The following is a 26,907-nucleotide window of genomic DNA, read 5'->3' on the forward strand; positions in this document are numbered from 1 at the left end:
AGCTTGGAAAATAAATCATTGCAATTGACACCAAGACAAATTGTAGAACGACTTGACCAATATATTGTTGGTCAGAGAGAGGCTAAAAAAGCGGTTGCTGTTGCTTTGCGTAATCGCTATCGACGCAGTTTGTTAAGTGATCAAATTCGGGATGAAGTGATCCCGAAAAATATATTGATGATCGGACCGACAGGGGTCGGGAAAACAGAAATTGCCCGCCGTGTTGCGAAGCTTTCAGGCGCGCCCTTTATTAAAGTAGAAGCAACCAAATTCACAGAAGTCGGTTACGTTGGCCGGGATGTAGAATCGATGGTTCGTGACTTAGCAGAGACGTCTGTAAGGATTGTGAAAGAAGAGAGAATACAGTCTGTACAAGAGCCGGCAAGAGAAGCGGCTAATCGGCGGCTCGTTGAATTGCTTGTTCCGTCAAGAAAAAAAGCAAATAATATGAAGAACCCATTTGAAATGTTATTTGGCGGCGGTGGACAGGAACAACCGAGTCAAGAGGATTCTTATGAAGAAACTTCTATTCGCGAACAGAGAAAGCTTGTAGCGGATAAGCTGGCGCGCGGCGATATGGAAGAAGAAGTCGTTACGATTGAGGTAGAGGAACAGCCGCCTTCTATGTTTGACATGTTCCAAGGATCAGGGATGGAGCAAATGGGCATGAGCATGCAGGATGCACTTGGCGGATTGTTACCGAAAAAGAAGAAAAAGAGAAAATTATCGGTGCGTGAAGCACGAGAAGCGTTGACAAATGAAGAAGCTCAAAAGCTCATTGATATGGATGATGTGACACAAGAAGCTGTTAGACGCGCTGAGCAGACGGGGATTATTTTCATTGATGAAATTGATAAGATAGCCGCTAAAGGTGCCGCCTCCTCATCAGCTAGTGTTTCAAGAGAAGGTGTGCAGCGCGATATTCTGCCGATTGTTGAGGGCTCAACGGTTGTGACCAAATATGGTTCGTTAAAAACAGATCATGTATTATTTATCGCGGCTGGGGCTTTTCATATGTCAAAACCGTCTGACCTTATTCCGGAATTACAAGGCCGCTTTCCGATTCGTGTAGAACTTGGAAAGCTGTCGGTAGAAGATTTTGTTCGTATTTTAGTGGAGCCGGATAATGCGTTAATAAAACAATATATTGCTTTATTAGAAACAGAAGGTATAGAAATTGAATTTTCTGACGATGCTATTAAAAGAATAGCAGAAATTGCCTTTGAAGTGAATCAAAGCACAGATAATATCGGTGCGCGCCGTCTCCATACGATTATGGAAAAACTGCTCGAGGATCTATCATTCGAAGCGCCTGATATTACAATGGAGAAAATAACGATTACCCCGCAATACGTGAATGAAAAGCTAGAAGCTATTTCACGCGATAAAGATGTAAGCCAGTTTATCTTATAAAGTTTTAATCAGATGGATAGAAGGGTACAACAGGAATTAAATGAATTAGTTTAAAATGAGAAAAATAAAAGCATTGATCGGTAAAAGGAAGACCAGTCATTGTAGGAGGATTTAATCATGAATTTGTTAGAAAAAACTAGAAAAATTAACAAGCTGCTTCAAGATGCGGCGGGCAAGCATGTCAACTTTAAAGAAATGGCAGAATCCCTGTCAGGTCTCATTGAAGCGAACGTGTATGTTGTTAGCCGTCGAGGCAAGTTGCTTGGCTTTGGAGTAAACCAGCAAATTGAAAATGAGCGAATGAAAAAAATGCTCGCTGAAAGGCAATTTCCTGAAGAGTACACAAAAAATCTATTTAATTTGGAAGACACCTCTTCAAATCTTGGTGTCGATAGTGAATACACTGCCTTTCCGGTTGAGAATAAAGAACTGTTTAGAAATGGCCATACTACTATCGTACCGATTAAAGGAGCAGGTGAGCGTCTTGGCACGCTAGTTCTTGCCCGTTTAGAAGAGAAGTTCCACGATGAGGATTTAATTTTAGCAGAATATGGTGCTACTGTCGTAGGGATGGAGATTCTTCGTGAAAAAACAGAAGAAATTGAAGAAGAGGCAAGAAGCAAAGCGGTTGTCCAAATGGCCATTAGCTCTCTTTCGTACAGTGAGTTAGAAGCAATTGAGCACATTTTTGAAGAGTTAGACGGAAAAGAAGGTTTACTCGTTGCTTCAAAAATTGCTGATCGTGTAGGGATTACTCGTTCTGTTATTGTGAATGCGCTGCGGAAATTGGAGAGTGCTGGCGTAATTGAGTCTCGTTCACTAGGGATGAAAGGCACATATATCAAAGTGTTAAACGATAAATTTTTAGTGGAATTGGAAAAGCTAAAATCAAATTAAAGTAATAATAAAGCAAAAACCACCTGTTTTCGACAGGTGGTTTTTTGTTGTTTTTTGTCAAAATAGGAAGTTTGTCATTTGCTTCTTGTTGTGGAATTGTGATTAAATGTGTGGGAACGAATTCTAATTGTTCTATTATATGAGTCTTTAAGCCTATATTTGTCATTTTAGTTAAAATTTTATTAATTTATTCGCAAAACCGTAATCTTTCGTGAAATTTAGACAGGATTTATGTTATAGTTTCTAACATGAGATTGAAAATAAAGAGAGTTAGGGCAAAAGATGCTTTCTCTTTAAAATAAAGGAAATAGAGGAAAAAATGTTTCAAAACGTGTTTATAAGAGAAAATATTATTAATATATGTAGACGGAGTGGTGATAAATGAAGATATTTTCAGGTTCATTCAGCAATCTTGAAAAGGGATTAGATTATTCGGCATTAAAGCAAAAAGTAATCGCTAATAATATCGCAAATGCTGATACACCGAATTATAAATCGAAAGATGTCAGCTTTAAGGAGATTTTTGACGAAACAAAGGCTAATGAATTAACTGCTCACCGTACTGACTCTCGTCATTTTTCCTTCCATTCAAGTGCAAGCCATCCCGCTATTATGACGAATCGTAACCTTTCCTTTAATCAGAATGGAAACAGTGTCGATGTAGATAAAGAGATGGCAGATCTTGCCACAAACCAAATTTATTATAACGCTCTTGCTGATCGGATAAGCGGTAAATTTACTTCTCTTTCAAACATTATTAAAGGAGGAAGATAAAAGTGTCCATGTTCCATAGTATGAACACGACTTCATCAGCTTTGACCGCCCAACGACTACGAATGGATGTTGTTTCTTCCAACATGGCCAATATGGATTCAACCCGTGCCCGTCAGATAAATGGGGAGTGGCAGCCGTATCGACGGAAATCTGTCGTTTTCCAACCTCAACAGAGCGGGTTTTCTTCGTATTTGAATCAGGCAATGGGAAGAGAAAATAGTAGGGCAGGAAGCGGAGTTAAGGTCACAAAGATTATCGATGATAACGTGACACCTTTTAAAATGGTGTATGATCCAACCCATCCGGATGCCAATGAAGAAGGGTATGTGCAAATGCCTAACGTTGATCCATTGCGTGAGATGGTAGATTTGATGGCCGCTACCCGTTCCTACGAGGCGAATGTAACGGTATTTAACGCTTCTAAATCCATGATGACAAAGGCTCTAGAGATTGGTAAGTAAAGGAGATAAATAAATGGCTATTCAATCTATTCAAGGAGTAACACCTTTTTTTAAAACAGAGAGGGCTGAAATGAAGCCGGAGGCAACACCTTATAAGGCGCAGCAAAACTTTGCCCACTTTTTGAAAGAGTCACTTAATCAAGTCAGCCAGGCAGAGGCGCAGTCTAATAACTTAACTAATAAATTGATTCGTGGAGAAGATGTTGATCTTCACCAAGTATTAATTGCAGGGCAAAAAGCAAATATAGCTATGCAATTAACAATGGAAGTACGCAACAAAGCGGTGGAAGCTTATCAGGAAGTTATGAGAATGCAAATGTAAAAGCAGAAAGATAGAAACACCCTTTGAATTAGAAGCAACTTAACCGGGGGATTGTGATGAATGAAACGATACGCCAACAATTAACGAGAATAAGAGAATATTGGAGTAGCCGGACGAAAAGGCAAAAGTGGATAGGAATTGGTTCCTTTTTGTTATTCGTGATCGCTATTAGTGCTCTTGTTCTATTTATGACAAGGGAGACGATGGTACCCCTTTACAGCGACCTTTCACCTACAGAAGTAGGAGCGATAAAAGAAAATTTAGATGGCCGGGGAATCAAGTATGAAATTACTGAAGGAGGAACCGGGATATTAGTTCCTGAAGAAACCGTAGATTCATTAAAGGTAGATTTGGCAGCTGAGGGACTACCTAAGTCAGGAAGCATTGATTATGGATTTTTTAGTGAAAATGCTGGCTTTGGGATGACCGACAATGAATTTAACATTTTAAAGCTCGATGCCATGCAGACTGAACTTGCTCACTTGATAACAGGGATTGAGGGAGTAAAAGATGCGAAGGTCATGATTAATCTTCCCGAAAAAGATGTATTCGTGAGAGACGATGGAGAAAAAGCTTCAGCGTCCGTCGTATTGAACACTGAGCCTGGATATCAGTTTGATGAAAAACAAATTCGAGCACTTTATCATCTCGTCTCGAAAACTGTGCCGAACTTGCCACCTGAGAATATTGTTATTATGAATCAAAATTTTGAGTATTATGACCAGCAGGGTGGCGGCAGTTCTTTATCTGGCAATGAGATGGTTCAACAAATGGAAATCAAAAAAAATGTTGAGCGGGATATTCAGCGCCAAGTTCAGAGTATGCTTGGGACACTTATGGGACAGGACAAGGTTGTAGTATCCGTCACTGCGGATATCGATTTTACTCAGGAAAATAGAGAAGAGAACCTCGTTACTCCTGTCGATGAAGAAAAGATGCAAGGAATTCAGATTAGTGCTCAGCGAATTACCGAAACCTTTACGGGGGATAAGGCGGCGGCGGGCGGTGTTCCCCAAGGAGAAGACCCGGCTGATTCACAAGGCTCCACTTATATGGAGGGAGCAGGTGGTTCCGGAGATTATGAACGTTCAGAGGAAACGATTAATAACGAAGTAAATCGTATTCGAAAGAAAATTAAAGAAAGTCCTTATAAGATTCGTGATTTAGGCATTCAAGTGATGGTTGAGCCTCCAAAAGCTAACAACCCGGATTCATTGCCTCAAGAGCGGGTGGATGATATCCAGCAAATGCTTGGTACGATTGTCCGCACATCCATAGATAAAGGGTATAACCAACAGTTAACGGATCAGGATTTAGAGCAAAAAATTGCCGTTTCTGTTCAGCCGTTTAAAGGCAAAGTGACATTTGATGAGGAAAAGCAATCGAGTATCCCTTGGTGGGTATATGTGATTGGAGCGGTACTGCTCATTGTTATCGGAATTTTAGTCTTCCTTATTTTACGTGCTCGTCGCCGAGAAGAGGAAGAGGAATTCGAAGAGGAAATGGACCCAGTTGAAACACTTGAAGATATTAATGAAATTGAAACAGAAGCGTCAGCCCGCAGAAAGCAGTTGGAGAAGATGGCGAAAGAGAAACCTGAAGAATTCGCTAAGCTCCTTCGATCCTGGTTATCGGAAGAATAAGAATCGATTATGTAAAGATAAGCATGTGCTGAATAGGAGGAGTTTATGATGGCTGTGAGAGAAAAAAAATTAACAGGAAAACAAAAAGCGGCCATTCTTCTTATTTCCCTCGGCCCGGACGTATCTGCTTCTGTTTATAAGCATTTATCGGAAGAAGAGATCGAACGGCTCACTTTGGAAATATCAGGAGTGAAAAAAGTCGATGCTGAGGCGAAAGAGGAAGTGTTTGAAGAGTTTCATAATATCGCGCTGGCCCAAGATTATATCACACAAGGCGGCATTGGGTATGCCAAGACAGTTCTTGAAAAAGCGCTCGGCAAAGATCAAGCACAGAACATTATTAATAGACTCACGTCTTCCTTACAGGTTAGACCTTTTGATTTTGCACGCAGAGCAGAAGCAAGCCAGATTTTAAATTTTATTCAAAATGAACACCCACAAACGATCGCTTTAATTCTTTCTTACTTAGATCCACAGCAGGCAGGTCAGATTCTTTCTGAACTGCCTCAAGATGTGCAGGCGGATATTGCTAGGAGAATTGCTATTATGGATAGTACCTCTCCCGAGATTATCAATGAAGTAGAGGCCATTCTGGAGCGAAAGCTAAGTGCTACCGTTACACAAGATTACACGCAAACAGGCGGAGTAGAAGCAGTCGTAGAGGTATTGAATGGTGTCGACCGGGCAACAGAAAAAACGATTCTGGACTCTCTGGAAATTCAGGATCCTGAACTCGCTGAAGAGATTAAAAAGCGGATGTTTGTCTTTGAAGACATCGTCACATTGGATAATCGTTCTATTCAGCGCGTCATTCGTGATTGTGAGAACGAAGATCTATTGCTGTCGTTAAAAGTATCCAGTGAGGATGTAAAAGAGGTTGTCTTCCGAAATATGTCGACGCGGATGGTAGAAACCTTCAAGGAAGAAATGGAATTTATGGGTCCTGTGCGGCTGCGTGATGTAGAAGAGGCACAGTCCCGAATTGTAAGTACAATCCGGAGACTTGAAGAAGCTGGTGAAATTATTATAGCCCGCGGTGGAGGGGATGACATTATTGTCTAGAATTATCAAATCCTACCGGGCCGAACGTACGAGCGAAACGAATAAAGAAATCAAAGTAAAGGTGTTTCACTCCCCGCCTCCCGATTTAGATCAGGGAGAAGGGCTGTCAAATCAAACAGTTTATTTTGAGGAAGACAAAAAAAGGATATTGGAAGAGGCTGAGGCAGCAGCTCGCGATATGATTGCTCAAGCGGAACAGCAACGACGAGAAATCGAACAAGCGATAGAAAGCGAAAAGCAATCGTGGGAGGCAGAGAAGCAAGCGTTAGTTGAACAAGCTTATGAAGAAGGATTTCAGGCTGGTCAAGCCCAAGGACGTAAAGCAGGATACGATGACTATATAGAGTTGATTGAGACAGCAAAAGAAGCGGTGGAATGTTCAAAAAAAGAGTATGAAATGAATGTTCAGCGATCTGAAAAACTCATACTCGATATTGCCATAAAGTCAGCTGAAAGGATTACTAGCCAAAAACTCCAAGAAGACGAGCAAACCTTCTTAACGATGATCAAGCAAGCGCTAAAAGATATGCCAGACCAGAAAGAAATCCAAATACACGTTCATCCGGCACACTATTCGTTTGTCGTTAGTCAAAAAGAAGAAATAGATGCCATGTTTCCAATTGATACACTTTGTTATATTTATCCGAATGAAAAGCTGGAGGAAGACGGCTGCTACATTGAAACGAGTCATGGCCGGATCGAAATCGGACTTGATAGCCAGTTGCAGCAGTTAAGAAAACAACTATTTGAACTTCTTGAAGGTGAAGAACATTGAAGCTATCCAAGTTAGCTCAAAAAATTAGCAGTCTTGATACGTATAAGCGGTATGGACGTATAAAGCGGGTAGTTGGTTTAATGATTGAATCACAAGGTCCAAAATCGTCCATTGGCGATGTTTGTCTTATCTATCCAAACGGAGCAGCTAAAGATCAGATCATCCATGCAGAAGTGATCGGCTTTAAAGATGAAATGGTCATTTTAATGCCCTACAGCGATATAAGCGATATTTCACCGGGAAGCCTTGTGGAATCTTTAGGGCACCCTTTAGCTATTAAAGTTGGCCCTTCGCTGATTGGAAAAGTAGTCGATTCAATGGGAAATCCAATGGATGGAACTTCTCTTCCGAAAACACTTACTTCTGTTGGAACAGAGCAAAGTCCGCCTAATCCCCTTACCCGGCCGCCCATTCATGACCGGCTAGAAGTAGGTGTACGGGCGATTGATAGTATGTTAACCGTTGGAAAGGGACAGCGGATTGGCATTTTTGCGGGAAGCGGTGTTGGCAAAAGCACCCTGCTTGGCATGATTGCCCGCAATACAAAAGCGGATTTAAATGTGATTGCCTTAATTGGAGAGCGCGGGAGAGAAGTAAGGGAATTTATCGAACGCGACCTTGGCCCGGAAGGACGTTCTCGCTCAATTGTTGTTGCAGCTACATCCGATCAGCCAGCCTTAATGAGAATCAAAGGCGCCTTTACAGCGACGGCTATTGCTGAATATTTCAGAGATAAAGGCCTAAATGTCATGTTAATGATGGATTCTGTTACAAGGGTGGCGATGGCGCAGCGGGAAGTTGGGCTAGCAGTCGGAGAACCACCGGCAACGAAAGGTTACACACCTTCCGTATTTGCCATCATGCCGAAGCTGCTAGAACGGACTGGCACAAACGAGTTAGGCACAATTACAGCTTTTTATACAGTGCTCGTCGATGGGGATGACATGAATGAGCCCATTGCTGACGCAGTCAGAGGGATATTAGATGGGCATATTGTCCTTGATCGGGCGCTTGCTAATAAAGGACAGTATCCGGCGATTAACGTGTTAAAAAGTGTGAGCCGGCTAATGAGTCATTTAGCAACGGAAGAACACAAGCAAGCCGCTATTCAAATTAGAGACATGATGAGCACATATTTAAATTCTGAAGATCTCATTAATATTGGTGCTTACAAAAAAGGCTCATCGGCTGAAATAGACCGCGCTATTGAATATTATCCAAAGATCATTTCTTATTTAAAACAGCGGACAGATGAAAAAATTTCCCTAGAAGAAAGCGTAGTATCTCTTATTCAGTTAGCTGAAAGGGGAGAATATTAAACATGGTGTATCATTATAAATTCCAAAAAATACTGCAGCTGAAAGAACGTGAAAAGGAAGAAACACAAACTCTTTATAACGAATCGTTAAAGCAATTCGAAGAAGCAGCTGAGAAGTTATATTCTTTATTAAAGAAAAAAGAAAGTTTGATTGATTTTCAGGAAACAAAAATGGTTAGCGGCTTTTCGATCCATGAAATTCAGCACTACCAGCTTTTTGTTTCTAATCTAGAGCAAACGATTCACTATCAGCAGCAAGTAGTCATAAATGCCCGCAGTAAAATGCAATGGCATGAGCAGCAGCTGCAAGAGAAAAATATAGAAGTAAAAAAATACGAAAAAATAAAAGAAAAAGACTTTGAGAAGTTCAAAGAAAGCTTGTTGGAAGAGGAAAGTAAACAAATGGATGAAATTTCAGCCATTCAATTTATGAACCGTGGAAAATAGGTGAGGGTCTTGGCAAAGAAAAAGAAAAAAGAAGAATTCGTGGAAATAGAAGAAGAGAAAGGATATGGCGTATTTCAATGGATTCTTTTTGTTCTTGTAATTCCATTGCTGTTTGCCATTACGGTTGCCTTGATCGTAATGACTGTAGCGGGTGTAAATGTATTTGAGAAAGCAAAAGAAATAGGAGAACATGTCCCCGTCGTTTCCAAGCTCATAGACGATGGAGGAAACAATGAGGGCGGCCAAACAGACAAGGAAAAGGTCGTTTCGCTTCAAGCGGAAATAAAAAATAAAGAAGCAAAGATAGAACAGCTTGAAAAAAAGCTAAAGACGTCCGATAAAAAAACGGAAGACCTGTTAACAGAGAAAGACCGCTTAGAAATCGAAATAGAGAAATTACGGCAGCAAGGAGATACGGCTGATACAGCTAAAGAGCAGCAGAACGGTGAAAATAAGAAGTTAAGCGACACATATGAAGCAATGGCACCGAAAAATATTGCCAGCATTTTAGTCAATTTGTCTGATAATGAAGCAGTGAAAATTTTAACAGAAATGAGTACAGAAAAGCAGGCGGCTGTTTTAGAGAAGCTTCCTCCGGACAAAGCTGCTAAATACACGAAAATACTTTCAGGCGCTTCCTAGTGGCCGATGATTATAAGAGCAGGGGGATGGCAAGATCGTGATGCAATTAGTAAATGCGCTCTCAGCCCAAACGAATAGACAGCCAACACCAGTCAATGAGCAGGCTGCCTCGACAGGGGATTTTAAAACAATCCTTACTGGACAGCAAAGCAGCACTCCGGTTGAAGAAACCACTGTCAACCCGACACAGACTAGGCTTATGGAAGAAAAGCAAATTGTTGAAGCAACCGGTTTAGAAGGTTTGTTAAATATACCAGAAGCGATTAAATTGATCGCTAAAGAATGGATGGCTGATGGAAAGCAGCCTTCTTTTGAAGAGCTCGCTGCCTTTTTAGGGATGAGTACAGAACAGCTGCAAAAGAGCATCCAAGATTTAACGGACCAGCTTACAGCTTTGGCTAGTACGGAAAAAGCGGGAGCTCTTCCGGTGGAGTCTGCAAAGACAGTCCAAAGCGAGGTACAGAAAGAAGATCCGCCGATTGAATTAGTCGGAGAAGAAGGAATGAATGCCTTATTGCAGGCAATTCAACTATTGGCAGCTGTTCCTTCGAAGGAATGGCCAACGCTTGAAGAAAAGGCTGTGCAAACTGTTTTACAGGCAGGGAAGCTGTGGCAGCTGCTAGGTGAAAAAGCAGATAGTCAAACAAAAGACCTTGCCTCACAAGCGGTATTGAAAACAATGATGAAAGAAGTGGCTGGCAAGTTAGAGAAACTGCTGGCACAGCCGCAATCAGATAACCGGGCAGCCATTTTACAAAAAGCTTTTCAAAGTTTTTTGCAGCCATCAGCAAGCAATACAAAGTTATCCTCTGCTCATCAGTCTAGTACTCCTCAACAAGAATTGATGGATAAGCTAACAGACGGACAAGCAGTACAAAAAACTATAGCTTTATTGCCTGGGAAAGAAGGAACGACGCACATTCAACCATTTTTTCATCCGCTGGGCCGTACGGAAACTTTTTCAATGAGTGTTCAAACAAATCCACGGCCGATGAACATGGAGCAATTTATGGAAAAGTTTTCGCAAATTCTTGGGAACTCTAATTTAGTGAAAATGCCAAATGGGACAAAGCTGCTGTTAAGACTGTATCCCGAGCAGCTCGGAAGCTTGCGCATTGAGCTGCTGCAGCAAAATGGCGTCATGACAGCGAAAATCCTATCTTCCACTCCTGCGGTAAAAGAGCTGTTTGAACAGCATGTAAGCAGCCTAAAGCATGCCTTTAGCCAGCAAAATGTTGCGGTCGATAAAATCGAATTAACATTCAGTCAGGCAGAACCGCAGAAGTTTGATCGTCAGCAACAGCAACAGCACGAGCAATCCCGTCAGCCACAACAGGAAGCAAAATCTCAGGAAACGGATGACGAGCCAACGGAAAACTTTCAAGACTTATTATTAAACATGGAGGTTTAACAACCTATGGCTAAAATTGATCCCAGCTTATACTTAGCAAACAACAAGCAGCAGCCGAAAACAGGAAATAGTGCACTGGGGAAAGATGAGTTCTTAAAGATTTTAATGACACAGCTGCAAAATCAGGATCCGCTCAGCCCGATGGAGGATAAAGATTTTATCGCTCAGATGGCCACATTTTCATCCTTAGAACAAATGACCAACATGGCTACTTCTTTTGATAAATTTTTGCAAATGCAGCAGGCTTCCCAGATGATCAGCTATAATTCGTTCGTTGGCAAAGAAGTGACCTGGCATAAAATTGTGGGAAACAGCGACCCGAACGCTGAACCAGAAGTACAGACAGGAACAGGGACGATCGCTTCCGTTCAGTTTAAAGGAAATGGCGTTCAATTTTTAATGACAGACGGAACGATATTAGAACCGGCTAATATTTCAGAAGTGAAGGGCGGCAGCGGAGCCGGCAGCAGCCATTCACTTGTCGATGCCAGCCATTTGATTGGGCATAAAGTCACCTGGAATAAAGAGGGAGCCGACCAAACAGCCACCGTTCAATCCGTTTCAATGAAGGACGGTGCCATCTGGCTGCAATTAGATAATGGGGAAAAAGTCAGCCCTTCTTCTTTGACGAAAATTGAAAAATAGTCGCTGCCATTTTTTTAAATAAAAACGACAAATTTCACAAAAAAGACCTAATCAAACCGGCCTATGAGCCGATAATAATCAAGAAGCAAGAGGATGGTCAGTCCATTGAAAATAACGAATTGGGTTTGTAAAAGAAGCCCATTCGAAAGGGGAAAAAATAATCAATGCTACGTTCAATGTACTCAGGAATCAGCGGAATGAAAGGCTTTCAAAATAAATTAGATGTTATTGGTAATAATATTGCTAACGTTAATACATTTGGATTTAAAAAAGGCCGTGTTACCTTTAAGGATATGGTGAGTCAGCAGATTTCTGGAGCTAGTGCGCCGGGAACAGCCCGTGGAGGAACAAACCCTAAGCAAGTAGGTCTTGGGGGGCAACTAAGTGCGATAGATACAATTCATACGCAAGGGAGTTTGCAAACAACAGCCAGACCTCTAGATCTATCTATTTCAGGTGACGGATTCTTTTTTGTACAAGACGGCACTGGTGCAACAACGAATGAATATCTTACAAGAGCAGGAAACTTCTATTTAGATAAAACTGGGCAGATTGTTAACTCTGATGGATATTATTTACTTGGAGATACAGTTGATAGTAGCGGTGCTTTGACAGGAACCGCAGGGCGACTCACAATACCCAGTACCGCAAAAAGTTTTAGTATTGGTGCGGATGGTAAAGTAACTTATGTAGAGGAAGGTAGCAGTACACCAAAATTAGCAGGTCAAATTCTTCTTGCCAAAGTAGCGAACCCTGATGGTTTAGAAAAGTTGGGTAATAACCTTTATCAAGTAACTAATAATTCTGGTGATATTGAAACAGCAGACAATAAATTAATTGGAAACGTTCCTGGTACAAAGGGAGCCGGCACAATCGTCTCCGGCACACTAGAAATGTCCAACGTGGACCTTTCTGAAGAGTTCACAGAAATGATCGTGGCGCAGCGTGGATTCCAGGCGAATACGCGTATTATTACGACGTCGGATGAAATTCTTCAGGAGCTTGTGAATCTGAAACGGTAATAGCTGATTTGTAAATGAAGGGGGTGTCAGGGTTGGAGCTGCCGCTTCAACCCTGAAAATCTATTGATTAGTGTAACGAGATTAAATGGCAAGTCGTTTTCGCTGAATGCTCTTTATATTGAAACAATTGAGAGTTTCCCTGATACAACGATTACACTTTCGAATGGAAAGAAATATATTGTGCGCGAGTCGGAGGAAGAGGTAAGAAAGCGGCTGGAGGAGTTTTATCGCCGGGTGCACGTATTAGGGAAAATGGAGCAAGGAGAGATGAAGAGTGGAGACTGAAGCGAAAGCCGGAAAAGGGAATAACAAGCTGCTTACCGTGATGATCGTCATGTTAGCAGTCATTTTATTGATCGGCACCGTAGCAATTATCATTATCTTAAAGTCTTCTAAAGAGGGCAGTGCAAAAGAGCCTGATATTGATGAGGTCATTGAGTCCTCCGTAGATATTCCGGAAATGACGACGAATCTTGCGTCGGATGACTATATCCGCATCTCATTTAAAATTCAGACAGACAGTAAAAAAGCGCAAGAGGAACTAACAAAGCGTGATTTCCAAGCAAAGAATATTATTATTGAAGAGCTTTCTGAAATGAAATCGCAGGATTTAAAAGGGAAAAAAGGAAAAGAACAATTGACAAATCGGCTAAAAGATCAGTTAAATGAAATTATGCAGGATGGAGAAGTGCTTGACGTTTATATCACCTCTTATATTATCCAGTAATACATGACAATTTATTTGATGGAGGTGACAGCATGCCGGGAGAGGTTTTATCGCAAAATGAAATAGATGCCTTGCTGTCCGCTCTTTCTACAGGAGAAATGAATGCGGATGAACTGAAGAAAGAAGAGCAGGAGAAAAGAGTTAAAACTTACGACTTTAAGAGAGCCCTCCGCTTTTCAAAAGACCAAATTCGCAGCTTAACGCGGATGCATGATAATTTTGCTCGAATCTTAACGACTTTTTTTTCTGCTCAGCTGCGGACGTTCGTACAGATTTCAGTCGCATCAACGGATCAAGTCCCTTATGAAGAATTCATCCGCTCTATTCCCAATATGACGGTGTTAAACGTCTTTGAAGTGCCGCCGCTTGATGGGCACGTTCTGATGGAAGTGAACCCCAATATTGCCTACGCTGTTTTAGATCGATTACTTGGCGGCCGCGGAGCAAGTGTTCATAGCGTTGAGGGATTAACGGAAATAGAAACAAAGATTATGTCTAATATATTTGAACGGGCGTTCGAGAATTACCGTGAGGCCTGGGCGAATCTTATGGATATTGATCCACTTATGACAAATTTTGAAGTAAATCCACAATTTTTGCAGATGGTATCTCCGAATGAAACGGTAGTTGTGATATCATTAGATACAACAATCGGTGAAACGACAGGCATGATTAATATTTGTATACCTCACGTCGTTTTAGAGCCAGTTATTCCCAAGCTTTCTGTCCATTATTGGATGCAAAATCCGGACAAAAAAGAAAGACAGCCAGGGGAGTATGAAAATTTACAACGACGAATTCAAAAAGCAGAGGTTCCTATTATAGCTGAACTTGGCGGTACTACTATTATGATAGAGGACTTTTTGGCGCTTGCTAACGGTGATGTCATTGAACTGGAAAAAAGTATTAATGAACCGCTCATCGTAAAAGTGAGCGACATTCCAAAATTTACCGCGCAACCTGGAAAAATGAATAAAAAAATAGCCATTCAAATTCTTGATGATTTCAAGGGGGGAGATGAGGACAATGGGTGACGGCATGCTTTCTCAAGAAGAAATAGACGCCTTGTTAAGAGGTACAGCAGATATAAATGAGGAAAGCGATCATACAATGGAGGCAGCCGCTGCATCGGCTACAGAAATGTATGTAGACTCTTTTGAGCAGGATACCCTCGGCGAAATCGGTAACATTTCATTTGGGAGCTCAGCTACGGCACTTTCTAGTTTGTTAAATCAGAAAGTGGAAATTACAACGCCAACAGTTAGTGTTATCGATCGTCAAAATCTAAAGGATGAATTTCCTCATCCATATGTAGCAATTGAAGTAGAGTATACAGAGGGATTTACAGGGGCGACTAATCTGCTCGTTATTAAACAATCAGATGCAGCCATTATTGCTGACTTAATGCTCGGAGGCGACGGGACCAACCCTGATGAAAACTTAGGAGAGATCCAATTAAGCGCCGTACAGGAAGCAATGAATCAGATGATGGGTTCGGCTGCAACCTCTATGTCAACGATTTTTAATAAGCGTGTTGATATTTCTCCGCCTTCGATCGGTTTAATGGATTTGAATGTAGGGAAAGGCGAAGATGCACTAAAAGAACAAGAACTGCTTGTGAAAATCTCTTTCCGTTTAACGATTGGTGATCTGATTGATTCTAATATTATGCAGCTTGTTCCCTTAGAGTTTGCTAAAGGGCTTGTTCATGAATTAATGAATCCTTCTGTCGAAGAAGCGCCTGCACCGGAAACAGCGAAGGAGCCTGAAGCTCAGCCGGAGCCGGCTCAAACGGTGAATCAGCAATCGACAGCTCCAGCTTCATCTGCTCCGACTCAGCATAATAGCCAGCCGCCTGCACAGACAAATGGACAAGCAGCGAATGCCTCTGTTCAGCAGCCGCCTGTCAATGTTCAGCCTGCTTCTTTTGCTTCGTTTGAACCACCACCACTACAGGAGCATGAAAAACGTAATTTAAGCATGCTGTTGGATATACCGCTGCAAGTAACGGTAGAGTTGGGAAGAACGAATCGATCGGTAAAAGATATTCTGGATTTAACAGCAGGTTCTATTATCGAGCTGGATAAACTAGCTGGTGAACCGGTTGATATCCTTGTCAACAGCCGATTAGTAGCTAAGGGAGAGGTAGTTGTCATTGAAGAGAATTTCGGCGTTCGCATTACAGATATTTTAAGTCAGAGCGACCGTCTAAGAAACTTAAATTAATTTTATTCTGGGGGTTAGTAACGATGGGAAATCGTATTCTAGTTGTGGATGATGCTGCATTCATGCGCATGATGATTAAAGACATTCTCACAAAAAACGGATTTGAAGTAGTGGGAGAAGCCTCTGATGGGGCGCAAGCTGTTGAGAAATACAAAGAATTAAAACCGGATTTAGTTACAATGGATATTACGATGCCTGAAAAAGATGGCATCTCCGCTTTAAAAGAAATTAAGGCAGATGATCCAAATGCTAGAATTATTATGTGTTCAGCCATGGGTCAGCAGTCAATGGTTATTGATGCGATTCAGGCGGGGGCAAAAGACTTTATCGTAAAGCCTTTCCAGCCGGATCGTGTTATTGAAGCAATTTCCAAAACATTAGCATAAAAGCTTAAGAAGGTGCGTTATTTGATCAAACAACTTTTTAAGCCTTTCGCTTTGATCCTCTTCAGTATGGCTCTGTTTGCAGGCAATGTTTCTGTTGCGCAAGCAGAGCCATTTGACAATAATGTGAAAGACTGTTTAGAAAGTCCTAAAAAGTGTGGACAGGAAACAGAACAGCCGAAGGTGGAAAAGCAAGGCAAACAAAATCAACAAATAGAAACAGGGACAGCGGTTGGCGTGACGATTTGGGACTTTTTAAAAATGATAGGAGCGCTCATTTTTGTTCTTGCCCTTATTTATTTTATACTGCGCTTCGTCAATCAAAAAAGCCGTTCTTACCAGCAAACAAAATTAATTCAGCATTTAGGAGGTACACCACTTGGAGGGAACCGCTCGATTCAATTGGTAAAAATAGGAGAGAGGGTTCTAATTCTCGGAGTGGGGGAGAATATTCAACTGCTTCAAGAGATTGACGATGAGGAGGAACGATCCCGTTTTGTTGATCACTATAGCAATCAAATGGAGCAAATGCTGCAGCCACAGGATATTATGACGAAACTAATCAGTAAATGGAAAGGCCAAGAAACACAAAAAAGCGAGAAGCAGGATCCTTTTAAACAAGTATTTGAGAATAAACTGAGTGAGATAAAACAATCGCGCAAGCAGGCCATTTCAAAAATGAACGACAGGGAGAAGAAGCAAGATGAATGAGTTTATGGAGTTTTTCAACAATAGTTCTCCTGATAATGTATCTGCGTCGGTCAAACTTTTTCTCTTACTGACGGTGTTATCGATTGCTCCTAGCATTTTGATTATGATGACATGTTTTACGCGGATCATTATCGTATTGTCTTTCGTAAGGTCGGCGCTCGCAACTCAACAAATGCCGCCGACACAAGTATTGCTTGGGCTTGCGTTGTTTTTAACTTTCTTTATTATGGCTCCTGTATTTCAACAAATAAATGATGAGGCACTTACCCCGTTATTTAATGAAGAAATTAACCTTGAACAGGCATATGACAAAGCAAGTGTACCGCTAAAAGAGTTTATGAGTGAACAGACGAGGCAAAAAGATTTAGAGCTGTTTCTAAACTATTCAGGAGCAGAACGGCCGAAAACCGTCGAAGATATTCCTTTAACCTCTCTTGTTCCGGCGTTTGCTTTAAGTGAAATTAAAACCGCTTTTCAAATTGGCTTCATGGTCTTTATCCCGTTTCTCGTAATCGACATGGTTGTCGCTAGTATTCTAATGTCGATGGGGATGATGATGCTTCCGCCAGTGATGATTTCTCTGCCTTTTAAAATTTTGCTATTTGTTCTTGTAGACGGTTGGTATTTAGTCATTCAATCCTTGCTGAAAAGCTTTTAAGTAGGTGGAATAATGAATTCTGAAATGGTCATTTCTTTAGCTGAGAAAGGTGTTTACACAACGATCATCGTTTGTGGCCCGCTTCTTATAATTGCCCTCGTCGTTGGTCTTGCGGTTAGTATCTTTCAGGCGACGACTCAAATTCAAGAGCAGACGCTTGCTTTTATTCCGAAAATTGTCGCCGTTTTAATAGGTCTTATCTTTTTCGGACCCTGGATGCTCAGTAAAATGCTTTCTTATACGCTTGATATGTTTACGAATTTAACAAGATTTGTAGGTTGATTGAATGGAAGAAATAATACCTGATTTTTCTGTCTTACTATTAATTATCGTCCGTGTTTCAACTTTCTTTATAACGGTTCCGTTATTTTCACATCGGACTATACCAGCCATGCACCGGATCGGGTTTGCTGTTCTGCTTTCCTGGACGATGTACTATACGATAGATGCAGGTCCTCTTGAAATTGATGGCGAGTACTTTTTGTTAATTTTAAAGGAAGCGCTTGTCGGCCTGCTCATTGGCTTAGCAGCGTATATTATGATAGCTGCTATCCAAATCGCAGGAGGGCTGATCGATTTTCAGATGGGGTTTGCTATCGCCAATGTAATCGATCCGCAAACAGGAGCGCAAAGTCCGCTCATGGGGCAATACCTTTACATGTTTGCCTTATTATTGTTGCTTGCACTCAATGGCCACCATTTAATACTAGACGGCATTTTTTATAGCTATCAATACATTCCTGTTGATCAGGTATCACTTCACTTTGGCAACGGAAGTCTCGCTGGATATGTAAGCCGTGCCTTCACTTCCATGTTTTTGATTGCTTTTCAAATGGCCATGCCCGTTGTAGCAACATTATTTTTAGTCGATGTGGCCCTTGGAGTAGTAGCAAGAACGGTGCCGCAGCTTAATATATTTGTTGTTGGCTTCCCGATTAAAATAGGAGTTGCTTTTGTTGTTATGGGAGTGGTCATTGGACTGATGTTTACGATGTTTCAAAAGCTATTTGAACTGATGCTTTATACGATGCGTGACGTAATGACATTACTAGGGGGCACATAAAGTGGAGAAATTGCGGTTAGACCTCCAATTTTTTGCCGGAGAGAAGACAGAAAAAGCGACCCCGAAAAAAAAGCAGGATGCCCGTAAAAAAGGACAAGTTGCGAAAAGTCAGGATGTCACAACAGCGATCAGTCTTCTATCGTTGTTCGGTTTCTTATTCATTGGCTCTTCCTTTATTGGAAAAGAAATTCTTCATTTATTTAAGCATTCACTTCAATATTACCTTACTATGCCAGTGACAGAGTCTAATCTTAAAGTAATTGTTCTTGAAATTATGGGACAGCTTGTCTATATATTAGGACCGGTTATGCTCGTGGCTCTTCTAGCAGGGATGGCGGCGAACTTTTTACAAGTAGGTTTTTTGGTAACAGGAGAGCCGCTGAAGCTAAAGCTCGAGAAGTTAGATCCTATTAAAGGATTTAAGCGAATTTTTGCTGTTAGAGCATTAGTAGAATTATTAAAATCGCTGTTAAAAATTACTTTTGTTGGCGCCATTACCTTTTTTATCTTATGGTCCAATATTGAAGAGGTCATAAAGCTCTCGTTTAAGTCCGTTGCCGATGGATTAAGGACTGTGGGGGTGTTAACGCTGCAAATGGGAGCAGCCGCTTCAGCCGCCCTTCTTTTTCTGGCACTGCTGGATTTTTTATATCAAAAGTATGATTTTGAAAAAAGCATTCGTATGTCAAAGCAGGACATTAAAGATGAATACAAAAACATAGAAGGCGATCCGCTGATCAAGTCAAAAATTAAACAGCGGCAAAGGGAAATGGCGATGAGCCGCATGATGCAGGAAGTGCCGCAGGCCGACGTTGTCATTACAAACCCAACTCATTATGCAATCGCTTTAAAATATGATGAAAAAGAGGCTGATGCACCGGTAGTCGTAGCAAAAGGAGTCGACTACTTAGCTCAGAAAATTAAGTATGTGGCTGGCGAAAATGAAGTAGAGCTGATTGAAAACAGACCGTTGGCAAGAGCACTTTACGATCAAGCAGAGGTCGGCCAGCCAATCCCAGAAGAGTTTTTCAAAGCAGTGGCTGAGATTTTGGCTTATGTTTATCGTCTGAAAAATAAATTGTAAGTTTTGTTGTTAGGAGAGAGAGTAATGAAAGCAAGAGACATCTCCGTATTGCTAAGTGTCATTTTAATAGTAGCGATGCTAATTATTCCGCTGCCGTCATGGCTGCTAAGTGTGTTAATTATTATCAATATTTCTCTTGCGCTTTTAGTGCTGCTCATTTCAATGAATATGAGAGAAGCATTGGAGTTCTCTGTATTTCCATCTTTGCTTTTGTTATTAACATTATTTCGACTGGGGCTAAATGTGTCAACGACGCGTTCTATCTTGAGCAAAGGGGAAGCTGGCGGCGTTGTTGAGACATTTGGGACATTCGTCGTCGGCGGAAATATCGTCGTTGGAATGGTTGTCTTTCTTATTTTAATTATTATCCAGTTTATCGTTATTACAAAAGGATCAGAACGGGTATCTGAAGTAGCAGCCCGCTTTACGCTTGATGCGATGCCCGGGAAACAAATGAGTATTGATGCTGATTTGAATGCGGGTATGATTTCAGAGCAGGAAGCGAGAGAAAGACGGGAAAAAGTCAGCCGTGAATCCGACTTTTACGGAGCAATGGACGGTGCGACAAAATTCGTTAAAGGGGATGCGATCGCAGGTATCATCATCGTGATCATCAACTTAATTTTCGGGATGATTATCGGTGTCGTTCAGCAAGGACTTCCAGCTGCCGAAGCCGCCGCTCGTTATTCACTGTTAACAGTCGGTGATGGAATTGTCTCTCAAGTGCCTGCTCTTTTAATTTCAACAGCAACAGGAATTGTGGTGACACGTGCCGCTTCAACAGGAAATCTTGGAGAAGACATTATGTCACAGCTTCTTGCTTTTCCCGTGATGCTTTATGTGGCAGGCGGTACGATATTCTTGCTTGGTATCGCGACACCTATCAATGATGTGTTAACGATTCCTATTGCTGGTGCCCTCGCTTTTGGCGGCTATATGCTGCAGCGTACACCAAAAAAAGAAGAAGTGGACATATTCGAAGCGGAAGAAGAAATGGAGACAGAGGAATTGAAGAGTCCGGAGAGCGTCGTGAACTTGTTAAATATTGATCCAATTGAGTTTGAGTTTGGCTATGGGCTCATTCCACTAGCTGATGCTAGCCAAGGTGGAGATTTGCTCGACCGGGTCGTGATGATCCGCCGCCAGCTTGCGATTGAATTAGGGCTTGTCATTCCGGTTGTCCGCATACGAGATAATATTCAACTGCAGCCAAATGAATATCGAATTAAAATCAAAGGCAGCGTTATGGCCTCAGGTGAATTACTGCTCGATCATTATCTTGCTATGAGTCCTGGAGAAGATGATGACACAATTGAAGGCATCGATACGATTGAGCCGTCCTTTGGCTTGCCGGCAAAATGGATTACGGAAGAAATGAAAGAACAAGCAGAGATTTTAGGATATACAGTCGTCGATCCGCCGAGCGTCGTCTCTACTCATTTAACGGAAGTCATTAAAGCTAACGCTTATGAGCTGCTCGGCCGTCAGGAAACACAGCAGCTTATTGATCATTTAAAAGAATCTTATCCGATTTTAGTAGATGAAGTAACGCCTAATCCTTTAACAGTAGGGGAAGTTCAAAAGGTATTGGCTAAATTGTTAAAAGAAAATATTTCGATTAGAAATTTGCCAATCATCTTTGAAACGCTAGCCGATTTTGGGAAAATGACGTCTGATACAGATCTGTTAACAGAATATGTGCGTCAGGCACTGGCAAGACAAATCACAGGGCAATATGCCGAGACAGGAGAACCATTAAGAGTTATTACACTGTCAGGGCAAGTAGAAAAGCGGGTAGCGGACAGCGTTCAACAGACGGAGCACGGAAACTTTTTATCACTTGATCCGACTGATTCCCAGCGAATATTAGAAGCGATGGCAGCTCAGGTAGAACAAGTTTCGTTTATGCAGCAGGCACCGATTATTTTATGCTCGCCTGCCATCCGCATGTACGTAAGGCAGCTTGCTGAGCGGTATTTCCCGCAATTGCCAATCTTATCTTATAATGAACTAGAGCCTAATGTTGAAGTTCAAAGCGTAGGGGTGGTGAACTTAGATTGAAAGTGAAAAAATACACGGCATCATCCATGCCAGAAGCAATGAAGAAAATTCGCGCTGAACTTGGAGAACAGGCCGTACTTCTACAATCGAAAACCGTATATACTAGAGGCTTTTTAGGATTATTTAAAAAGAAATTGATCGAAGTGGTAGCGGCGATTGATCCTAATCCACCGCAAGAAGCGATTCGGTTAAAGGAAGCAGTCACGCCTGCTGTTGCAAACAGCAGGCCCCCTCTTCAGTCTAAGACAGAAAAAAATAGCGAAGAGATGCTGAAAAAGGAATTAAATGAACTAAAGGAGATCGTAAAACAATTCTCTAGAGTAGATCATTTATCACTAGATGCTTATCCGGATGAGCTTAAGCTGCCAATTGTAAAATTAAAAAAACAAGAGGTAGCGGATCCGCTGATTACAGAATTAAAGCAAGTCCTTTTAGAAAAGTGGAAGCAAGTAAAAGGACAGGTTAGCGAAGACATAGTTGATGAATGGAGCAGGGAGTGGCTTATTGAAAAAATTAAGCCTTTGCAGCATGAACAGCTGCCTCTTCCGAAAAAGTTTGTGAACATTGTGGGGCCGACTGGTGTAGGAAAGACAACAACACTCGCAAAGATCGCTGCGGAAAGTGTATTGGAAAAAAAACTTAAGGCAGCTTTTATCACGACTGACACCTATAGAATTGCCGCAATTGAACAGTTGAAAACATATGCGGATTTATTGAAAGTACCTGTAGAAGTAGCGTATCAACCAGCTGACATTCAGCAGGCCATTGAAAAATTTAAAGATTATGATGTTGTTTATATTGATACAGCAGGCCGCAATTATTTAGAAGAACAATTTATTAAAGAGTTAAGAGTGATGATTCCTTTTGAAAAAATGGAAAATTATTTAGTCTTATCGCTCACTTCAAAAGAGCAGGATATTCATGCGGTAATCCGGCAATTTTCAGCTGTGCCTATCCATCAGTTTATTTTCACAAAGATGGACGAGACAACGAGTCATGGGGCAATTATAAATGTCATGTGCCAATATGGAAAGGGCGCAGCTTTTCTAGCTAATGGGCAAAATGTACCGGACGATTTGGTCCATCCTGAACCTGAAACAATCGCTGATATTATTTTTGGTGATCGCCTATGACAAATCATGATCAAGCAGCAGAACTACGGAAAAGATTGAACCGGCTGGCAGGAAGAAGAGCTAAGACAATAGCCGTAGTGAGTGGAAAAGGCGGAGTAGGAAAATCAAATATTTCGTTAAATTTTGCGATTGAGTTAACCCAAAATGGTAAAAAAGTGCTAATATTTGATATGGATATAGGGATGGGAAACATCCATGTATTGACGGGACAGTCAGCAGTGTATTCTATTGCTGACTTTTTTGAAAAGGGTCTTTCGCTTGAAGAGCTAGTGTACAAAGACAGTGAAGGCATTTCCTATATTTTAGGAGGGTCCGGTCTTAGTCAATTAATTGAGTGGGACGAAAGTCATCTAAGCCGGTGGCTAAATGATGTGGAGGAACTCCAGCAGCAATATGATTTTTTATTATTTGATATGGGGGCCGGAGCAACAAAGGAAGCGCTCAATATTCTGATGTCAGTAGACGATATAATAGTTGTTACGACTCCTGAGCCGACTGCGATTACGGATGCTTATTCCATGATGAAATACATCCATACTCATGGCGGAGAAAATGCTTTCTATCTTTTATGCAACCGGGCAGATTCAGAGAGGGAAGGACAAGAAGCCGCAAAACGTCTGCAGCAAGCGGTCCACAAGTTTTTAGGAAAAGAAAGCTTTGAATTGGGGGTACTTCCTGAAAGTACAGTTGTAAAAAAAGCTGTCAGCGCACAGACTCCCTTTCTTACTGCTTATCCGAATGCCAAAATTTCCAAGGCATTACAGGAGGCGGTAAGAATATATAGACAGGGACAAGGAGAGTCATTGAATCAATCAGAAACAGCTAGCTTTATATCTAAGCTTCGTCATTTCTTTGTGAAAGGCAGGCGCTAATAATGAGAGAGAAAAAAGTCATCGTCGTTGATGACTCTGCATTTATGAGAAAATTGATTACTGAATTTTTGTCTTTACACCCTGAGCTAGAAGTTGTAGCGACCGCCCGAAATGGCAAAGACGCGATTGAAAAAATTAAAGAATTTAAGCCAGATGTAGTGACGATGGATGTAGAAATGCCCGAGATGGGTGGGCTTGATGCCCTAGGTTATATTATGGAGAACATGCCAACTCCCATTGTGATGCTGTCGAGTTTAACCGGGACAGGTGCAGAGACCACTTTTCAGGCAATGGAAAAAGGAGCCGTTGATTTCATTAAAAAACCTTCAGGGACGATTTCACTTGACCTTCATAGAATTAAAGATGAATTGATTGAAAAAGTACTAGCTGCGAGCAAAGCGAATTTACGTTCCGTGACTTCGGCTGTGCATCCTGTTACTCAAATTCCAGCAGTGCAGAATAAAAAAGATAGGAAACCCGTCAGTAACAGAAAACGAGAAAATGAGCAAAGTCTTGTAGTGATAGGGACGTCAACAGGAGGACCTCGAGCTCTTCAAAAAGTGTTGACTAAGCTGCCGGAGAATTTAGACGCGCCGGTTCTTGTTGTTCAGCATATGCCGCCGGGATTTACAAAATCTTTGGCTGAAAGGCTGGATTCCTTGTGCGCTATTCATGTTAAGGAAGCTGAAAACGGAGAGGTTCTGCAAAAAGGAGTTGCTTATATCTGTCCAGGAAACTTTCATTTAAAAGTGAAGAAAATGGAAGCGATGCTCACCGTGCACCTTGATCAATCACCTCCCATCAGCGGACATCGTCCAGCAGTTGACGTAATGTTTGAATCTGTCAGCAAAGTGACAGGCCTCCATAAGGTTGCTGTTATTATGACTGGGATGGGAGCAGATGGGGCAAACGGGCTAATTAAGCTAAAAGAAGCAGGAAATGTGCAGGCAATTGCAGAGTCTGAAGAGTCATGTGTCGTATTTGGAATGCCACGAGCCGCTATTGCTACCCGCTTGGTGGATTGTACAGTTCCCGTGGAACATATTGCTGAAAAAATTTTAGAGTATATAGGATAGAAAGGGTGAGTGGCTGATGGAAGTGAATCAATATTTAGAAGTTTTTATTGATGAAAGCAAGGAGCACTTGCAGGCGATCAATGAAAACTTGTTATTATTGGAAAAGAATCCAGAGGATCTTGCAATTGTTAATGAAATTTTCCGATCTGCCCATACGTTAAAAGGAATGTCTGCCACGATGGGGTATGAGGATCTCGCTAACTTAACGCATAAAATGGAAAATGTTCTTGATGCGATTCGTAATCACAAGCTTCACGTTACGGCTGATATTTTAGATGTAGTTTTTGCTTCGATTGATGATTTAGAAGCGATGGTGCAGGATATTGCTGCTGGCGGTACAGGTAAGCGGGATGTATCAGACATCGTTGACAAGCTTTTGAAGATTGAAAATGGAGAAACGGCAAATAGCACCGCAGCTTCTGCACAAATAGAAGCCTCTCCTTCCGTCAGTCCTTCCTCTACTGTAAAGTATGATGAATTTGAATACACAGTCATTCAGCAGTCGAAGGAGCAAGGTTTTAATTGTTTAGAAGTGGCTGTAGAACTGCGGGCCGATTGTGTACTTAAGGCAGCTCGTGTATTCATGGTATTTGAAGTACTAGAAAAATGCGGAGAAGTGATTAAGTCAACACCTTCTACCGAAGAGCTTGAAGCAGAGCAGTTTGATGAACGTTTTGTGGTAACACTGATTACACAAGAGCCGGCCGAGGATATTGAGAGCAAGGTGAAAAAGGTCTCGGAAGTTGAACGGGTAACAGTGACTGAGTTTATTGCGCAGCCGTTGGAAACGGAAGAAGCAGAAAGAGAAGTAGCGGCCGCTGCTGCACCGGCACCACCAATGCCAACGGCAATTCCTGAAAAAACAGAAAAGAAAGAAGAGCCAAAGCAGGGGAAACAACAGGCTGTTTCAAACAAAACCATTCGTGTAAATATTGAGCGGCTTGATATTCTAATGAATTTATTTGAAGAGCTCGTTATTGACAGAGGGCGTTTAGAACAAATTTCAGGTGAGCTTAATAATCCGGAGTTAAATGAAACAGTCGAAAGAATGTCTAGAATTTCAGGTGATCTGCAGACGATTATTCTTAATATGCGAATGGTGCCGGTAGAAACGGTATTTAACCGTTTCCCCCGAATGGTACGCCAGCTAGCACGTGATTTGAATAAAAAGATTAATTTAGAAATCATTGGTGCTGAAACAGAGTTGGATCGAACAGTTATTGATGAAATTGGTGATCCGCTTGTTCACTTAATCCGCAATGCGATCGATCATGGAATTGAAACACCTGAAGAACGTAAAGCGAAAGGCAAATCCGAAGAAGGCACTGTTAAGCTCAAAGCCTATCATAGCGGAAATCATGTCTTCATTGAAATTGAAGATGATGGAGCAGGTATTAACAAAGAAAAAGTCCTTCATAAAGCACTTGCAAAGGGTGTAGTGACAGAAGAGCAAGCAGCCTCTATGTCAGATAATCAAATTTATGAATTAATTCTAGCTTCTGGCTTTTCAACTGCTGACAAGATATCTGACATTTCTGGACGCGGTGTAGGCTTGGATGTAGTAAAAACAACCATTGAGTCTCTCGGCGGCTCAATTGGCATCGAAGCGGCCGAAGGAGCTGGTTCAGTCTTCCTTATTCAACTGCCGCTGACTCTGTCCATTATCTCAGTCATGCTAGTAGAAGTAGAAAAAGAAAAATATGCGATTCCGCTATCCTCTATTATTGAGACGGCAATTGTTAAAAAAGAAGACGTTTTAAATGCTCATACACAGCAGGTCATTGATTTCCGAGGAAAGATTGTACCGCTCGTCTTTTTAGAACGCATCTTTGAAGTACCGAAGGAAAATCTGGAAGATGATTTTTACTCTATTGTGATTGTACGCAAAGGGGATAAAATGGCTGGTTTAGTCGTTGATTCCTTTATTGGTCAGCAGGAAGTCGTGCTAAAGTCACTGGGAAATTATTTATCAAATGTGTTTGCTATTTCAGGCGCAACTATTCTTGGGGATGGACAAGTCGCTTTGATCGTAGACTGCAACGCCTTAATAAAATAATGAGTAAATTAAGAAAAGGAGGTCA

Annotated in this window: 29 protein-coding genes; all 29 read left to right on the forward strand. The window is 41.5% G+C overall.

All coding sequences use genetic code 11. The features are described from left to right. Positions 1–18: 18 nt before the first annotated feature. A complete protein-coding gene (gene hslU, locus AC623_RS06065; RefSeq protein ID WP_231603589.1) occupies positions 19–1,413 on the forward strand; it encodes an HslU--HslV peptidase ATPase subunit in 1,395 nt (464 codons plus the stop codon). A gap of 117 nt (positions 1,414–1,530) precedes the next feature. After that, a complete protein-coding gene (gene codY, locus AC623_RS06070; RefSeq protein WP_049661509.1) occupies positions 1,531–2,310 on the forward strand; it encodes a GTP-sensing pleiotropic transcriptional regulator CodY in 780 nt (259 codons plus the stop codon). Between the two features lie 381 nt (positions 2,311–2,691). Beyond that, positions 2,692–3,084 (forward strand): flagellar basal body rod protein FlgB, encoded by a 393-nt coding sequence (gene flgB / locus AC623_RS06075; protein ID WP_049661511.1) that lies wholly within the window; start codon positions 2,692–2,694, stop codon positions 3,082–3,084. Between the two features lie 2 nt (positions 3,085–3,086). Further along, positions 3,087–3,545, forward strand: a complete 459-nt coding sequence (gene flgC, locus AC623_RS06080; protein WP_049661512.1) for a flagellar basal body rod protein FlgC — start codon at positions 3,087–3,089, stop codon at positions 3,543–3,545. A gap of 13 nt (positions 3,546–3,558) precedes the next feature. Then, entirely contained in the window at positions 3,559–3,867 is a 309-nt protein-coding gene (gene fliE / locus AC623_RS06085) for a flagellar hook-basal body complex protein FliE (RefSeq protein ID WP_049661514.1), read from the forward strand. A 56-nt stretch (positions 3,868–3,923) separates the two neighbouring features. Then, positions 3,924–5,510 carry a flagellar basal-body MS-ring/collar protein FliF gene (fliF, locus tag AC623_RS06090; protein ID WP_049661515.1) on the forward strand — a complete coding sequence of 529 codons (1,587 nt, stop codon included), beginning with the start codon at positions 3,924–3,926 and terminating at the stop codon, positions 5,508–5,510. A gap of 48 nt (positions 5,511–5,558) precedes the next feature. Continuing rightward, positions 5,559–6,572 (forward strand): flagellar motor switch protein FliG, encoded by a 1,014-nt coding sequence (gene fliG / locus AC623_RS06095; RefSeq protein ID WP_049661517.1) that lies wholly within the window; start codon positions 5,559–5,561, stop codon positions 6,570–6,572. Next, positions 6,565–7,347, forward strand: coding sequence for a flagellar assembly protein FliH (gene fliH, locus AC623_RS06100; RefSeq protein WP_049661519.1), 783 nt, complete (start codon positions 6,565–6,567; stop codon positions 7,345–7,347). The genes fliG and fliH overlap by 8 nt, the downstream gene beginning before the upstream one ends. Further along, positions 7,344–8,666, forward strand: a complete 1,323-nt coding sequence (fliI, locus tag AC623_RS06105; RefSeq protein WP_049661520.1) for a flagellar protein export ATPase FliI — start codon at positions 7,344–7,346, stop codon at positions 8,664–8,666. The genes fliH and fliI overlap by 4 nt, the downstream gene beginning before the upstream one ends. A gap of 2 nt (positions 8,667–8,668) precedes the next feature. Further along, entirely contained in the window at positions 8,669–9,112 is a 444-nt protein-coding gene (gene fliJ / locus AC623_RS06110) for a flagellar export protein FliJ (RefSeq protein ID WP_049661522.1), read from the forward strand. A gap of 9 nt (positions 9,113–9,121) precedes the next feature. Continuing rightward, positions 9,122–9,754 carry a MotE family protein gene (locus AC623_RS06115; RefSeq protein WP_049661524.1) on the forward strand — a complete coding sequence of 211 codons (633 nt, stop codon included), beginning with the start codon at positions 9,122–9,124 and terminating at the stop codon, positions 9,752–9,754. A gap of 40 nt (positions 9,755–9,794) precedes the next feature. Continuing rightward, positions 9,795–11,165, forward strand: a complete 1,371-nt coding sequence (locus AC623_RS06120) for a flagellar hook-length control protein FliK (protein ID WP_231603591.1) — start codon at positions 9,795–9,797, stop codon at positions 11,163–11,165. 6 nt (positions 11,166–11,171) lie between these two features. Beyond that, positions 11,172–11,810: a flagellar hook assembly protein FlgD gene (gene flgD, locus AC623_RS06125; protein ID WP_049661528.1), complete on the forward strand. Its 639-nt coding sequence runs from the start codon at positions 11,172–11,174 to the stop codon at positions 11,808–11,810. A 164-nt stretch (positions 11,811–11,974) separates the two neighbouring features. Next, positions 11,975–12,832 carry a flagellar basal body rod protein FlgG gene (gene flgG, locus AC623_RS06130; protein ID WP_049661530.1) on the forward strand — a complete coding sequence of 286 codons (858 nt, stop codon included), beginning with the start codon at positions 11,975–11,977 and terminating at the stop codon, positions 12,830–12,832. A gap of 63 nt (positions 12,833–12,895) precedes the next feature. Beyond that, the gene (locus tag AC623_RS06135) at positions 12,896–13,117 is read left to right on the forward strand and encodes a flagellar FlbD family protein (protein ID WP_049661531.1); all 222 of its coding nucleotides are present in this window, start codon (positions 12,896–12,898) and stop codon (positions 13,115–13,117) included. Continuing rightward, positions 13,107–13,559, forward strand: a complete 453-nt coding sequence (gene fliL / locus AC623_RS06140) for a flagellar basal body-associated protein FliL (protein ID WP_082174339.1) — start codon at positions 13,107–13,109, stop codon at positions 13,557–13,559. The genes AC623_RS06135 and fliL overlap by 11 nt, the downstream gene beginning before the upstream one ends. A 32-nt stretch (positions 13,560–13,591) precedes the next feature. Then, on the forward strand, positions 13,592–14,593 hold the full coding sequence (fliM, locus tag AC623_RS06145; RefSeq protein WP_049661533.1) for a flagellar motor switch protein FliM: 1,002 nt from the start codon (positions 13,592–13,594) through the stop codon (positions 14,591–14,593). Further along, positions 14,586–15,785, forward strand: a complete 1,200-nt coding sequence (fliY, locus tag AC623_RS06150; RefSeq protein WP_049661535.1) for a flagellar motor switch phosphatase FliY — start codon at positions 14,586–14,588, stop codon at positions 15,783–15,785. Before fliM ends, fliY begins: the two co-directional genes overlap by 8 nt. A gap of 23 nt (positions 15,786–15,808) precedes the next feature. Further along, the gene (locus tag AC623_RS06155; RefSeq protein ID WP_041099994.1) at positions 15,809–16,171 is read left to right on the forward strand and encodes a response regulator; all 363 of its coding nucleotides are present in this window, start codon (positions 15,809–15,811) and stop codon (positions 16,169–16,171) included. 21 nt (positions 16,172–16,192) lie between these two features. Continuing rightward, a complete protein-coding gene (locus AC623_RS06160; protein WP_049661537.1) occupies positions 16,193–16,879 on the forward strand; it encodes a flagellar biosynthetic protein FliO in 687 nt (228 codons plus the stop codon). Then, positions 16,872–17,537, forward strand: a complete 666-nt coding sequence (gene fliP, locus AC623_RS06165) for a flagellar type III secretion system pore protein FliP (protein WP_049661539.1) — start codon at positions 16,872–16,874, stop codon at positions 17,535–17,537. Before AC623_RS06160 ends, fliP begins: the two co-directional genes overlap by 8 nt. A 12-nt stretch (positions 17,538–17,549) precedes the next feature. Continuing rightward, on the forward strand, positions 17,550–17,819 hold the full coding sequence (fliQ, locus tag AC623_RS06170) for a flagellar biosynthesis protein FliQ (protein WP_049661540.1): 270 nt from the start codon (positions 17,550–17,552) through the stop codon (positions 17,817–17,819). A gap of 4 nt (positions 17,820–17,823) precedes the next feature. Beyond that, the gene (gene fliR, locus AC623_RS06175) at positions 17,824–18,600 is read left to right on the forward strand and encodes a flagellar biosynthetic protein FliR (RefSeq protein ID WP_049661542.1); all 777 of its coding nucleotides are present in this window, start codon (positions 17,824–17,826) and stop codon (positions 18,598–18,600) included. Position 18,601: 1 nt separating this feature from the next. After that, a complete protein-coding gene (gene flhB, locus AC623_RS06180) occupies positions 18,602–19,684 on the forward strand; it encodes a flagellar biosynthesis protein FlhB (protein WP_049661543.1) in 1,083 nt (360 codons plus the stop codon). 24 nt (positions 19,685–19,708) lie between these two features. Further along, positions 19,709–21,745, forward strand: a complete 2,037-nt coding sequence (flhA, locus tag AC623_RS06185) for a flagellar biosynthesis protein FlhA (protein WP_049661545.1) — start codon at positions 19,709–19,711, stop codon at positions 21,743–21,745. Positions 21,746–21,747: 2 nt separating this feature from the next. Next, positions 21,748–22,878: a flagellar biosynthesis protein FlhF gene (gene flhF, locus AC623_RS06190; RefSeq protein ID WP_331457015.1), complete on the forward strand. Its 1,131-nt coding sequence runs from the start codon at positions 21,748–21,750 to the stop codon at positions 22,876–22,878. Further along, positions 22,875–23,750, forward strand: coding sequence for a MinD/ParA family protein (locus tag AC623_RS06195; protein ID WP_049661548.1), 876 nt, complete (start codon positions 22,875–22,877; stop codon positions 23,748–23,750). Before flhF ends, AC623_RS06195 begins: the two co-directional genes overlap by 4 nt. 2 nt (positions 23,751–23,752) lie before the next feature. Beyond that, the gene (locus AC623_RS06200; protein ID WP_049661550.1) at positions 23,753–24,826 is read left to right on the forward strand and encodes a protein-glutamate methylesterase/protein-glutamine glutaminase; all 1,074 of its coding nucleotides are present in this window, start codon (positions 23,753–23,755) and stop codon (positions 24,824–24,826) included. Between the two features lie 16 nt (positions 24,827–24,842). After that, the gene (locus AC623_RS06205) at positions 24,843–26,882 is read left to right on the forward strand and encodes a chemotaxis protein CheA (RefSeq protein ID WP_049661552.1); all 2,040 of its coding nucleotides are present in this window, start codon (positions 24,843–24,845) and stop codon (positions 26,880–26,882) included. Positions 26,883–26,907 lie beyond the last annotated feature (25 nt).

This window comes from Bacillus sp. FJAT-27231 (genome assembly GCF_001183975.1).
GTDB lineage: Bacteria > Bacillota > Bacilli > Bacillales > Domibacillaceae > Pseudobacillus > Pseudobacillus wudalianchiensis.